This window comes from Streptomyces sp. NPDC059247 (assembly GCF_042754005.1).
GTDB lineage: Bacteria > Actinomycetota > Actinomycetes > Streptomycetales > Streptomycetaceae > Streptomyces.
In genome coordinates, this window is record NZ_JBHYZW010000001.1 from 244,427 (window position 1) to 258,381 (window position 13,955).

The 13,955-nt window shown below is 69.1% G+C and carries 4 protein-coding genes and 2 pseudogenes; 3 read left to right on the forward strand and 3 right to left on the reverse strand.

Annotated elements, in window-relative coordinates; translation table 11 throughout:
- The first annotated feature begins 267 nt into the window (after positions 1 to 267).
- Complete coding sequence (locus ACFXGN_RS01060; RefSeq protein ID WP_384851693.1) at positions 268 to 8,280, forward strand: ricin-type beta-trefoil lectin domain protein; 8,013 nt, start codon at positions 268 to 270, stop codon at positions 8,278 to 8,280.
- 6 nt (positions 8,281 to 8,286) lie between these two features.
- On the forward strand, positions 8,287 to 8,661 hold the full coding sequence (locus ACFXGN_RS01065) for a hypothetical protein (protein WP_384851694.1): 375 nt from the start codon (positions 8,287 to 8,289) through the stop codon (positions 8,659 to 8,661).
- A gap of 73 nt (positions 8,662 to 8,734) precedes the next feature.
- Here ACFXGN_RS01065 and ACFXGN_RS01070 read toward each other — a convergent pair.
- From ACFXGN_RS01070 to ACFXGN_RS01080, 3 genes and pseudogenes are all read right to left on the reverse strand, one after another.
- Positions 8,735 to 9,767: pseudogene (locus ACFXGN_RS01070) on the reverse strand (tyrosine-type recombinase/integrase); the annotation flags it as partial.
- Between the two features lie 10 nt (positions 9,768 to 9,777).
- Positions 9,778 to 10,593: pseudogene (locus ACFXGN_RS01075) on the reverse strand (IS5 family transposase).
- A 147-nt stretch (positions 10,594 to 10,740) separates the two neighbouring features.
- Positions 10,741 to 11,988: a hypothetical protein gene (locus tag ACFXGN_RS01080; RefSeq protein WP_384851695.1), complete on the reverse strand. Its 1,248-nt coding sequence runs from the start codon at positions 11,986 to 11,988 to the stop codon at positions 10,741 to 10,743.
- A 181-nt stretch (positions 11,989 to 12,169) separates the two neighbouring features.
- On the opposite strand from ACFXGN_RS01080, the gene ACFXGN_RS01085 reads away from it, so the two are divergent.
- A complete protein-coding gene (locus ACFXGN_RS01085; RefSeq protein ID WP_384851697.1) occupies positions 12,170 to 13,954 on the forward strand; it encodes a hypothetical protein in 1,785 nt (594 codons plus the stop codon).
- Position 13,955 lies beyond the last annotated feature (1 nt).

Sequence of the window (13,955 nt, forward strand, 5' to 3'; positions counted from 1 at the left end):
GAAGGTCACTTGGAGGGGGTCGAGGGTCGGGTAAACACCCTTGAAGCCCCGGCCCGGATGACGAAAGAGTGCGCACGCACGCGCCTCATCACAGGTGCGTGCTTCTTGGTGTTTCCGCACCTTCTCTGTTGTCTTGTTCGTCTGGGTGGGAGTCGACGCGTGATGCGTGCTTCAGAACCACTGTCATGGGCGGGGCGAAATCGCCTCCTCATGACAGAGCCACAAAGACGGCGCCGTCGGCGAAACCGCACGGCGACCGTCCTCCTGATGTCATCGATATTGACGGTGACGAGCCTGGGGTCCCAAGCCCTGGCCGTCCCCGGCGACGGCATGAGCCGTGAGCGGACGGCCTCCGAGGTCGATCTGCCGGACATCCCGAAGAGCACCGCGCTTCCTGACGACACCAGCGGCGACAAGGCGCTGACCCTCGGGGACGAGCAGCCGGTCACGCCCTACGTGCCCGGGGCCGTCGACCCGTGGAAGGAGGACGCCGGCAAGGCGCCGCTGTCCGCGGCGACCGTGCCCGGCACCACCGTCCCGGTGGTCAACGAGACCACGGCGGCCGGACTTCCGGTCGCGGTCGGCGTCCCGCTCGGCCAGGACCCGGCAGCCATCGCCGGTGACTGGCGGGTCGCGGTCAAGTCGACCACCGCGTCGGAGGAGACCGGCGTCCCCGGCATGATCATGGAGGTCGTCCCCCCGGCGACCGCCGATCCGGCCGCGCAGGTCACCATCGCGGTCGACACCACCGGCTTCGCCGACCGCTACGGACCGCAGGCCGCCGAGCGTTTCGGTCTGGTCCTGCTGCCCAACTGCGTCATCGACTCCCCGGACACCGGGGACTGTGCCCCGGACGCAGGTGTCGAGACCATGTCCGGCGCCACCGAGGTCGCCGACGACATCGAACTGCTCCGCTCCACGGTCAGGGAGGTGGCGGCCGACAAGGCCCCCACCAAGGCCAAGCTCAAGAAGGCCCAGTCCACCCACACGATCCTGTCCGGATCGGTACCGGTCGGGAACCTGCTCGCGGACGGGGCCGCCCGCTCGAAGGTCTCCGGCGCCTCGGCCCGGCAGGCCGCACTCCCCGCCGCCGACGCCTCCGGCCGCCAGGTCATCGGCGCGATGGACACCGGCGCCTCGTCGAGCGGTGACTTCACCGCCTCGCCGCTGCTGTCCGCCGGATCCTGGGCCGCGGGCTCCTCCAACGGCGCCTTCACCTACAGCTACCAGGTGCAGGTTCCGGAGGCCGCCGGTGGTCTGACCCCGAAGATCGGTCTGGGCTACTCCTCGCAGACCGTGGACGGCCGCACCTCGGCGTCGAACAACCAGGCTTCCTGGATCGGCGACGGCTGGGACTACAACCCGGGCTCCATCAGCCGTACGTACGTCAACTGCCGCCAGGACTCGAAGAAGGCCGGGTCGAACAACTCGACCCACAAGACCGCCGACCTGTGCTGGGGCTCGGAGAACGCCACCCTTTCCCTGGGCGGCATGACCACCGAGCTGGTGTGGGACGACACCAAGGGGCCGAACGGCTCCGACGGCAAGCCCGTCGGCGCCTGGTTCACCGCCAACGGCGACGGCTCGAAGATCGAGCGGCTCAAGGACACGTCCAAGGACCCCCGCTCGGGCATGAAGGACGCCGACGGCGAGTACTGGGTCGTCACCACCAAGGACGGCACGAAGTACCACTTCGGCCTGAACAAGCTGCCGGGCTGGTCGGACAACGGCGCCGCCGCCGACGACCCGTACACCGACTCCGTGCTCGCGGTGCCGGTCTACGGCAACCACTCGGGCGAGCCCTGCTACAAGGGCTCGACGACCGCCGACTGGAAGAACTCCTCCTGCAACCAGGCATGGCAGTGGAACCTCGACTACGTCGAGGACATCCACGGCAACGCCATGTCGTTCTGGTGGGAGCGCGAGGAGAACTACTACGCGAAGAACTTCTACTTCAAGGGCCCGGTCAAGTACCACCGCGGCGGCTACCTGTCGCGCATCGACTACGGCCAGCGCAAGGACACCGTCTTCAGCGCCACCGCCCCCGGCCGCGTCAACTTCAAGACCGAGGAGCGCTGCTATGCCGAGGGCGCGCTGACCTGCACCCCGGAGAACTTCAAGTCGAGCGACCCGGGCAAGTACCGCATCTGGTACGACACCCCCGCCGACCTGAGGTGCCAGGCGGTCACCTCGACGGACAAGAAGAAGTGCTGGAACGCCGGCCCGACCTTCTGGTCCACCAAGCGCCTGGACAAGATCACCACCTCGGCCCAGCGCCGCACCGACACCACCGCGCGCCAGGTCGTCGACGAGTACCAGCTCAAGCAGAGCTTCCCCATCCTCAAGACCGGTGTGAACACGGCCCTGTGGCTGGAGTCCATCCAGCGCACCGGCTACGCCCGCAACGGCTCGACGGACGCCTCGGTCAAGCTCAACCCGGTCCGGTTCGAGTCCAACGAGGAGGCGATGCCCAACCGAGTGATGCTGCGCAAGACGGCCGGAGAGAAGAAGGGCGAACCGATCGACCCGCGCCCCGGCTTCTCCAGGCTGCGCATCGCCCGTGTCGTCAACGAGTACGGCGGCGAGACCGTCGTCACGTACAAGGTGCCGACCTGGGGCGACGCGGCGGACGGCTGCGCCAGCAAGCTGGGCCTGCCCACCAAGACGGAGAAGGCCGAGCTCAAGGCCAACACGCGGCTGTGCTACCCGTCGTACTGGCACCCGGACCCCGAGGTCGAGGACATCGACTGGTTCCACAAGTACCCGGTCGACTCGATCGAGGAACTGCCGAACGTCGAGGGTTCGTACTCCACGCTGACCGCGTACGACTACAAGAACGCCGGGTGGAAGCTCGCCGAGGCTGAGTTCAGCAAGAAGTCCACGCGCACGTACTCGCAGTTCGCGGGCTTCGAGCAGACGACCGTCGTCACCGGTGAGCGGAAGGCCGCCTCCGACAGCGGCGAGGGTTCCGCCCCGGGCGAGGGTATGCCGGGGGTCGACGGTCCCAAGACCAAGGCGGTCACCCGCTTCTACCGGGGCATGGGCGACACCGTTCCGGTGAAGGACATCGCGGGCGCCACGCTCACCCACAACGGCGCTACGGTCTACGACCGGGAGGCGTTCGCCGGACGCATCTCCGAGGAGTTCAGCTACTCCAACGCGACCGACGCCGACGGCAGCTGGCTCACCCGGAGCCTCACCGTGCCGGAGGTCACCGAACTCGCCAGCCGAGACCGCGGCGACGGCCTCGACGCGCTGAAGGCATGGCGGGTCACCGAGCCCGAGGAGATCGCGTACACGAGGTCGTCGGGCACGGGTGACGACACCCGGACCCTGCGGAGCGTGCGCACCAAGACGAAGTTCGACGATGTCCACGGGCTGCCCACGGAGGTGGAGTCGTTCGGCGACACCGGGAAGGCCGGCGACGAGTCCTGCACCAAGCTGGAGTACCTGCACCACACGGCCCGGAACATCATCGGCCTGACGAAGCAGGTCCTGGTCTCGCCGACGCCGTGCGTGGACGCGAAGTGGACGGACCTCTCGGCGCTCAGCGCCGGAGGCCGTACTTCCTACGACAACACGGTGTGGGGCACGGCACTCGCCGACACCACCCGGGGACTGGCCACCGAGACGTGGTCCATCAACGGTGACAGCACCGGATGGCGCACCGGCGGCACCTCCACCTTCGACTCCCTCGGCCGGGTGACCAAGCAGACCGACCCGGACAACAAGGAGTACAAGACCACCTTCGAGCCGGCCGAGGGCCAGGTCTTCAAGGTCACCCACACCAATCCGCTGGGCCACGCCCAGATCCAGGAGGTGGAGCCGGGTCGCGGGACCGCTCTGAAGACGACCGACGCCAACAACCACGTCAGCGAGGCGAAGTACGACCCGCTGGGCCGTCTCGTCGAGGCGTGGTCCCCCGGCCGGACCCCGGCGCCGAACGCGGTCCCGGACTTCAAGGCCGAGTACGTGACCCCGGGCGACCAGCCCGACCCGAACGACCCGGACGGCGGGAAGATCCGCAAGCCCCCGTACATCACGACGTACAGCCGTGGTTACGAGGACCGGGTCGAGAAGTCGGTCACGATCTACGACGGTCTGGGCCGCGAGCGCCAGTCGCAGGAGGAGGCGGACGGCGGTGGCCGTCTGATCACCGACACCCTGTACAACAGGGCCGGTGAGGTCTACCAGACCAACAACGCCTACCTCAACGAGGAAGCCCCGGGCGGGGAGCTGTTCACCCCGCGCGCCGACACCACGGTGCCGAACATCACCCGCTACAAGTACGACGGCCTCGGCCGCGTACTCGAGGAGATGCCGGTCCTCAAGGTCACGCTCCCCGGAACCACCGAGGCCATCTCCCAGGAGGTGCCCGCGAAGGCGACCCGTTACGAGTACGGGGCCGACTGGTCGAAGGTGAACCACCCGCAGGGCGTCTCGTCCTACCGGGTCTACACCGACGCCCTCGGTCGCACCACTCGTACGGACACCTTCAACCCCGCGGCCCCCGGCGGCTTCACGTCCACGAGCTACACGTACGACAGCCGCGGACAGATGACGAAGGCGACCAGCTCGACCGATCCCACCCACCCGTGGGAGTGGACGTTCGACAAGCGCGGCCGGATGGAGACCGCGACCGACCCGGACACGGGCGTCACGAAGATGACGTACGACCACCGTGACCGGCCGCTGACGACGACCAACGCGCGGAACGTCAAGGTCTGGAACTCGTACGACGAGCTGTCCCGGCCCAAGGAGCAGCGACTGGACGGATCCGGTGGCGCGCTGCTCGCCGGATTCACGTACGACACCGTCGCCGGAGGCAAGGGCATGCCCGCCTCCGCCACCCGGTACACGGACGGTCTGGCGTACACGCAGAAGGTCAACGGCTACACGAAGGACTACCAGCCGACCTCGACGACGCTGTCCCTTCCGTCGCCGCTGGCCACCACGTGGGGCATCCCCGCGGACTACCGGTACGACTACAAGTTCTCCGACAACGGCATGTTGGAGGAGGCGACCCTTCCCAAGGCCGGCAAGTTCGACGCGGAGAAGCTGGTCGTCCGCTACAACAAGGAGGGCAACCCGCTCTCCGTCTCCGGCAAGGACTGGTACGGCTCCGAGACGGTCTACTCGCCCTACGGGCAGGTCCTGCGCTCGACCCTGGGCGCGGTGCCCTACCGGGTGTGGGCCCAGAACTCGTTCGACGAGTCCACCGGTGAGCTCCAGAACCAGATGGTCTACCGGGAGCAGACCGGCGGCGCCGGTCCGGTCGCGGGCAACCTGGTCTCGAAGCGCGAGTACGCCTACGACCCCTCCGGCAACGTCACGGGCATCCGTGAGCACGCCACCGGGATCGAGGAGCGCCAGTGCTTCACGTACGACCCGCTGGGTCAGCTGAAGAACGCCTGGACCTCGAAGAACCAGGAGAACTGCGCCACCCCGAAGAAGGCTGACGGCACGCTCGACGTCGCCGCGGGCAAGGACAACTCCGGCTACTGGCAGGAGTACGAGTACGACCTGCTGGGCAACCGCACCAAGCTGGTCGAGAAGGACCTGACCGGCGCCACGGCCAAGGACGCCACCACCACGTACCAGTACGGTGTGGGCGCGACCAAGAGCCAGCCGCACACGCTCACCAAGGTGTCGAAGACCCACACCACCCCCGCGGGTGCGCAGGTCAAGGCCGAGGCCGAGCGCGTCTACGAGCTGACGGGCGAGACCAAGACCGTCACCTCGCTGGAGAACGGTGACAAGCAGAGCCTGAGCTGGACCCCGGACGGCATGGTCGACCGGATCACCGGCGCGGGCACCGGCGGCAAGACCCCCTACGTGGGCCTGGCCGACAAGTGCATCGACCTCAAGAGCGGTGTGGTGGCCGCCTCGCAGCCGATCCAGCTGTACAGCTGCAACACCACCCAGGCACAGAGCTGGAAGTTCACGCCCACCCCCGGGACGGCGGCGGCTCCGCAGTCCGACCCGAACAAGGGCACGTTGTCGGTGTACGAGGACTGGTGCCTCCAGCCGGCTGCCAACACGGCCGGGTCCGTGCTCCAGATCCAGAAGTGCGGTACCACCGCGGCGGCGGTGGCGGCCCAGGAGCTGGTGCGCAACGCGGCCGGTCAGCTGACGCACAAGCAGTCCACCCTGTGCCTGGCGGTGCAGGGTGCCAACTCCGCCAATGGCACGGCGATCGTCCTGGCCACGTGCGATGGAACCTCCGCCGCGCAGCTCTGGGCACCGCAGAACGACACCCGTCACATCTACGGCCCCGGTGGCGAGCGCCTGCTCACCATCAAGGGCAAGACGGCCACGCTGAATTTGGGTGACACGGAGGTCACCGTCCAGCAGGGCGGTGTCCTGGTCAACTCGCAGCGCACCTACGCCAGCCCCGGTGGCGCGGTCATGCGCTACGCCAACGGCACGGGCGGGGACGCGCTGGTCGCCCTGACCACGGACCACCAGGGGTCCACCTACGCCGAGGTCGCTCTCAGCGGTGGGATGGACGTGCGGATCCGCAAGCAGGACGCCTTCGGCAACCAGCGCGGGACGAGCACGACCGGTGTCAACCAGCAGTCCCACACCGGGTTCCTCGGCAAGACCAGGGACGACTCCTCCGGCTTCACGCTGCTGGGCGCCCGTCTCTACGACCCGGTGGTCGGACGCTTCCTCTCGGCCGACCCGCTGATGGACCTGAACGATCCCCAGCAGGCCAACGGATACGTCTACGCGCACAACAATCCGGTCACCCACGCGGATCCGACCGGACTGGCGATCAGCCTGACCGCCTCGGAGAAGGCGGCGGCCCTCGCGGGCGCGGGCCTGTCCGCGGCGCAGGTCGCGCAGGCGCAGGCCACCATGGGCAAGTCCCTGACCTCGGTGATCCTCGGGGCCGCGTGGGGCGCGCTGAGTGACTTCATCGGTCTCAGTGACGCCATGGCCTGTTTCGGTGGTGACATGTGGTCCTGCGGCAGCATGATCGTCGGGGCGATCCCGTGGACCAAGCTGGGCAAGATCCCGTCCGTCCTGAAGGCGGTCAGCCGCACGATCGACGCCATCCAGGCGTTCAAGAAGGCGAAGGCGGCGGCCGAGGCTGTCCTGAAGGCCGCGAAGGCGGCCGAGGCATCGGCCTTGAAGGCCAAGAAGGCCGCCATCGAGAAGGCCAAGAAGGAGGCCGCTCAGAGAGCCAAGAAGAAGGCGGCCGAGGCAGAGAAACGAAAGGCCGACGCGGCGGCAGCCGCGAAGAAGAAGACCGGCAACCCGGTTCAGAAGCAGGCCCAGGTCAAGGCGGCGCCGAAGGCTTCTTCGGTGGCGAGCGGCGCCAAGGGCGGCGGAAGCAAGGGAGGCGGAAGCAAGGGTGGTGGTGGAGCCAGCAAGGGTGGTGGTGGAGCCAAGGCGAGTACGTCGAAGCCTGGTGGCTCAGCGGGCGCCTCGTCCCGCAGCAGCGGCGGCTCCAGCGGTGGTTCCTGCAAGACACCGGACAACAGTTTCGTGCCGGGCACGAAGGTGCTGATGGCAGATGGTTCTGCCAAGGCCATCGAGGACGTCAGGACGGGTGACAAGGTCGTCGCCACCGACCCGAAGACCGGGGAGACCCGGATCGAGACGGTCTCGGCGGAGATCAAGGGCAAGGGCCTCAAGCGCCTGGTCAAGGTCACCATCGACACGGATGGTCCGAAGGGCACGAAGACAGCCGAGGTCACCGCTACCGACGGCCACCCCTTCTGGGTTCCTGAGCTGGGCGAATGGATCGACGCCACGGAACTGGAATCAGGTAACTGGCTCCGTACCGGCGCGGGTACCTTGGTCGAGATCGCCGAGATTCAGCGCTGGACGGCCCAGGACGAGACGGTCCACAACCTGACGGTCTCGGACACGCACACTTACCATGTGCTGGCGGGGGCTACGCCGGTCCTGGTCCATAATTGCTCGGCCTCCGTGCAAGAACTGCACATGGCGACGCCAGCGCATGGCACAGATGAGTCACGCCTAGCGCCGCTTCGTGATCTTTCCGATGATGATTTCCTTAACGCGATCAATAATCCGCGTGACGGGGAGCATATAACTCTCAATGACCGTAACACGGTGGTTCAGGGGAACCATCGAGTAGCTGAACTTGCGCGGCGAGCGGATGACCCGAATAGCTCAATCCAATGGGATACGCGGGTTACGGTTCAGCTCTACCGGAGGGATATGAGTATGTTTGACGACCTTGATGGCGGCGGTGGAGGCGGCAGTAAGAGTATGGATGACCTGTGGAACAGTCTGGACTGGTGACAAGAGATGTCCGCCCAGTTCAGTCCAGGTGAGTATGGAGTGATGGTTGCTTCATACGCGGAACTTCTCGAAATTCGAGATGATCCGAGGAGTGCGTTCTTGAGCGCCCGGATGGATCCTTTGATCTCTACTGGCCGCGTGGATAGGGGCGGGCTTCACATCTTCATGCCTATGCTGGAGAACGGATATCGTGAGGCTGTAGGGGAAAGGTCGTTCAGGTGCTATCTCTGGTTTCTTGAATCAGGGAAGAATGTACGTTCCTGTGTACTGATTGACGTTCCCGAGAGTGGCCTTTCGGCTCTCAGGCGACTCGGCCAGGGTGCTCTGGAGAAGGTAGTTCTAAATCTTCTCGGAGAGTTGCCGATAGAGACGCTCTCGTGAAGTACAGGAGCCCCGCCGGGCAGTTTCTCCGGTGGGGCTCCTGGGGTGTTTGACGGCGACGGTGACGGCAACGTCAGCGGACGACGGCTGCGGCGGGTGGGTTGTCGGGTCGTTGTCCGTCGGGCTGAGTGCGTTGCCGAGGGCGTCGATTGCTTGCCGTTGGAGACGCAGGCGTACGTGGGCGTAGACGCCAGCGGTGACGCCGATGTGCGCGTGGCCCAGCAGTTCCTTGATCACGACAAGGTCGACGCCTTGTTTCAGGAGCAGGGTGGCGGTGGAGTGGCGGAGGCCGTGGAAGTGGATCCGTCGGAGCCCGGCCCGGTCGAGGAAGGTGCGGAAGCGGTGGGTGAGGTTGGCAGGGGCGAGAGGTCTGCCGGCCGGGGTGGTGAAGACGTGGCTGCCGTCGCTCCAGGTCGCCCCAGCCGTTTCGCGCTCCCTGTCCTGCCGCTCCTTGTGCTTCTTGAGGGAGTGGAGGCATTCGGTCGGGAGCGCGATACGGCGCTCGGACGCCCGGGTCTTGGTGGGGAGATGTGTGAGGCCGCCGGTGCGGGTGCGCTGGAGCGAGCGGCGGATGCTGGCGGTCCCGCTGTCGAGGTCGAGGTCTTCCCAGTGGAGGCCGAGGAGTTCGCCTTTGCGGAGGCCAGCGCGCAGGCCGAGTTCGTACAGCGCGTGGAGCCGGTCGGCGCGGGCCGCGTCGAGGAACTGGCGGGCCTCGGCTGCGGTGAGGGGCCGGAAGCGCCTGGGTTGGTGCGTGGTGGTCTTGGCGTTGCGGGCGACACTTCGAGGCAGCTCGCCGTCGCGGACGGCGTGTTCCAGTGCCGACTTGAGTACCGAGTGCATGTAGGTCACGGTCAGAGCGGATAGTCGCTTCTGGCAGCACTCGCCGACCGCGCAGCACCTCTTCCGTTCGGTATCGAGTCCCTGGGTGCAGCACTGGCAGGTGGTGCGGGCCGGTCGAGGAAAGTGCGCACGTCCTTGGTCGTGAGGCGGGCGACCTTCTTGGTGCCGAGGCCGAGGCCGGGGATGAGGTGGAGGCGGACGCAGGCGGCGTAGCGGGTGTGGATGTTCTCCCGGAGCCAGTGGACGGCGACGCTGCCGAACCAGTAGCTGATCGTTTCAGAATGAGGTTCGGAGGCGGCGGAGGCAGATGATGCTGCCGACCAGTTCGAGCAGGCCCTGGTGGAGGCTGGCGCGGCGTTCGTAGCGGGTGCGGAGTCGTTTGAACTGGTGCAGCCAGGCGAAGGCGCGCTCGACCACCCAGCGCACCTTGCCGAGTCCGGAACCGTGGGCGACGCCGCGTCGGGCTGTCAGCGGTTTTGATGCCCCGCTTCCACGGCAGGCGGCGGTACTTGTCGAAGTCGTAGCCCCGGTCCGCGTACAGGCGCTGGGGCTTGAGGCGGGGGCGTTCCCGCAGTCCCCGGATCGGCGGTACGGCGTCCAGCAGGGGCAGGGGCAGGAGCTGGGTGACATCGTGCCGGTTCCCGCCGGTGAGGGTGACGGCGAGCGGGGTTCCGTGCCGGTCGACCATCAGGTGGTGCTCGGAGCCGGGGCGGGCGCGGTCGACGGGCGAGGGACCGACGTGATCCCCCTTTGAGGGCCCGGACATGCGAGCCGTCCACGGCGCAGTCGTCCAGGTCCAGCAGGTTCGCGCGGCGCAGTTCGGTCAGCAGGGCGGCGTGCAGGCGTGGCCAGACGTCGGCCTCGGTCCAGTCCCGCAGCTGGCGCCAGGCCGTGACTCCGGAGCAGCCCCACGGTCTCGGCCGGGACGTCGCGCCAGGCGACGCCGGTCCGCAGGACGTACAAGATGCCCGCGAGAGCCGCCCGGTCCGGAACGCGAAGCCGCCCGGGATACCGGAGGGCGTTGTTCGGTAGCGGGTGGCAGCAGCGGGGCCACTCGCTCCACAGGTCGTCCGGAACAAGATCAGCACCCACCCGGGATGCCCTGCCGACCAGGATCGGCAGGGCAAGACCTGCGGCTCAACTTATTCTGAAATGATCAGTTAGTTGAATGCCCGGCTGGAGTGTTCCAGTCGGGCAATCTTTGATGGGGGTTCCCTCTGGTGGAGAGCTTGATCGGTATCAGGCCCCGCCCGACGCCCTCCGCAACGTGCTGATGCACGACCCGATCGCCTCCTGAAGCGCCTCCAGGCGCTGGAGCATGTCGGCTTCGAAGATCTCCTCCTCCATCACCTCGTCCAGGGTCAGTTCCTCGAAGACCTTCGTCGCCTTCTGCAGGCTGTTGTAGAACTTCGTGCGACGCTCCTGGACTCGCAGTGCCGGGTCCTCCTCCACCGCCTTGGCGACCAGGCCCTTCACCGTGTCGTAGGCCTCGCCGGCCCACTCGCCCGTCTCCTCCGAGTCGTCCAGCTCGTCGATCAGCGAGAGATGACGCTCGGCCTCCGCCCGCAGCTCCGGCGGCGCCGCCACCGTCTGGCCTGCGGGCGTCCTGATCTGGCCGTTCTCCACGATCTGGCGGACGTAACCGATCCGGTCCGCCGCCTTCGCCTCGCTCGCGACCGCCTTCTTCAGGTCGTCCGTGCGCGCGAACGCCCTGGCCATCTCCGTCTGGAGCGCCGGGTCCTCCTTCATCCGGTCCAGCAGCGCCCCGCGCGCCGCCTCCGCCGTCCCCGGGTCCGCCAGGATCGCCGCCCGCAGCGCCGTCGGGTTCTCCGCGACCTCCAGCGCCTTCGTCGGCCGGATGCCCTCCGCCTCCGCCGCCGCGCTGATCGCCTGGCCGCGCACCGAGGAGGCGCTGTTGCGGGAGGCGTAGTACGACAGCCAGACGTCCGCGTCCGGCAGCTCGATGTCCTCGCCCGGGACCAGCACCTCGAACTGCGGGACCAGACCGTCGTCCGCAGCCATGTCCCATGCCCGGTAGTGGCGCATCACCCGCTCCGGCGAGCAGCCCGCCAGCTCCGCGAACGCCTTCGCGGAGACCTTCGTCCGGGCCGTGCCCTCGGCGGGCTGGCCGCCGGGCCGGACACTGCGCGCCACCTTGAGGGCGAAGGCCCAGCCGCCGGTGCGCGCGTACACGCCGAAGTCGTGGGCGTCCCGGACGACGACCGGGTCCAGATCGGCCGCCGCCGGAGTCTCCTCGGCGGAGTCCGTTTCCGACTCCGACTCCGACTCGGGATCCGACTCGGGCTCCGCGACCTCGATGGAGGCGGCGGCCGTGGCCGTCGCTCCGGTCTCCGTGGCCGCGTCCGGCTGCTGCACCCAGAAGTCGCCCGACTCCACCGGAGCCCCGGCCGGGGGAGGCTCGACGGCGGGCGCGGGCACGACGGGGGCGGAGATGGAGGTGTCGGACGGGGCGGGGGCGATGGTCACCGAGGGCACTCCGGAAGGTCGGTTGTGAGAACTGCGGCCGACAGCCTATACGCACCCCTTGACGATGATTCGCCCGATTCTGGACATTCGGCCGTCGGGTCGCCGGAATCTCGCTGGCCCTCTGGACGGCCGTCCCCCAAGATGTGGTCATGACCTACGGAATCGAGTCCCACCCCGCGCGATGAGCGCCCCCGCCGAGCGTCCGACGCTCGCCCCTTCCCTGTATGCCCACGCCCGCGACCTGCGGGCAGCCTCCCCCGAGGCACCCCTGCCCCCGGGCGGCCTGCCACTGCCCGCAGGCGCCCGCCCGGCGCGAGACGGAACCCCCGGACCCCGCGCGAGGGAAGCCCGGGAGGCCGTCACCACCCTCGTACGGTCCGCCCTCGCCGACGCCGAGCCCGGCAGGGCCGCCACGGCACTGGAGCGGGACCTCACCACCGCCGGAGTGCGCGACCGTGCCGTGTACGCGGCCGTCGCCGCCCTGCCGCCTCCCGAGGAGAACCGCGACCGGGCCCGCGCGCTCGCCCGGTCCCTGACCCGTACCGGCACCACCGTCGCCGCCGTCGCCGCCGGGCTCGGTCTCCTCGTCCCGCTCGGAGAACCCGAGGACGTGCCGTACCTGCGCACCCTCGGCCTCCTCCACGGGCTGGGCGACCAGGCTGCCCGGGCCCTCGCCCCGCTGGATCCCCGGGCCGCCGCCCTCCTGCGGCTGCTGCGCGAGCGGGGCGCCGCCCTCCGGCCGCTCGTGGACGCCCTCGCCCGGGGCGACGAGCGGACCGCGCGCGCCCTGCTCACCAGGCTGCCCACCGCGCCACGGGACCTCGGCCGCCGACAGGCCCGGCATCTCGCCGAAGCCGTGGGGCTCGGCGCCCTGCCGCGGGACGAGCCCGGGTTCCTCATCCCCGCCCTCGGCCTCCTCGCCCGTATGAGCGGGGGACCGGAGTCGGAGATCCGCGCGTACGGCGACGCCGTCGCCCTGTACGAGACGGTGGCCGCCCGCGCCCGCGAGCTGCCGCCGCTCCTCGGCCACCGGGCCCGGCTCGTCACCCTCGCCCAGGAACTCGACAGCGGGGACGCCCGGCTCCTGCCCTGGCCGCCGGGCCGTCGGAGGGCCGTGCTCGCCGCCCTCCTCGCGGCCGTCGGAGAGCCGGAGACCCCTGCGGACCCGGCGGACCGTGGTCGCGCCGAGTGGATCCGCCGCACGGCCCGACGCCTCGCGGCCGTGACCACGGCGGTGGAGGCCGAAGGACGTCGTACGGGTGCGTCCGGAGCCCCCCTCACCTCCCGGCTGCGGATCGAGGTGGCCGTCGGCGACCCGGGGGAGCCGACGGTGGTGGAGACGCGACTGCTCATCGACGGACGGCCCCTCGTGCCCTCGGTCTTCGGTCAGGGGCCCGGCGAACCGCCGGAGAGAGCGCTGCTGAACGGGGCACTGCGCGCCGGACCTGAGCCCACCGAGGTGCGGCTCGCGGAGGCGAGCTGCACGGAGGGCTGCTGCGGGGCGCTGTACGTCACCGTGCGCCGCGAAGGCCCCCACGTCGTCTGGGACGGCTGGCGGAGGCCGGGCGCACCACCGGGGCCGCCCCATGCGCCCGCGTACCGCTTCGACGCCGACGCCTACGACCGCGAGGTGACCCGCGCCGAGCGGGACCTCGGCTGGGCCTGGCCTGCCCGCCGTACCGCCTGGCTGATCGCGGAGGGGCTGCGTGAACGGCCGGAGATCCTCGGCCGGTGGGGACTGCGCCCGGGGTGGGTCTCCACCGATCTCCACCGGCCGGAGGTCACCGTGATCACCTTCCTCGGTCCGCCGCTCCGCCCGGACGGCACGCCCGGCCCGGAAGCCGCGCCCCGGCAGTTCCTCCGGCGTCTTCCCGACGACGGCCGCCCGCCCCGGGAGCGCGCGGCGGAGGCCCTGCGCCTCCTGACGGAGGAGGACCCCAGACGGCATTCGGAACCGGGCGAGTGAA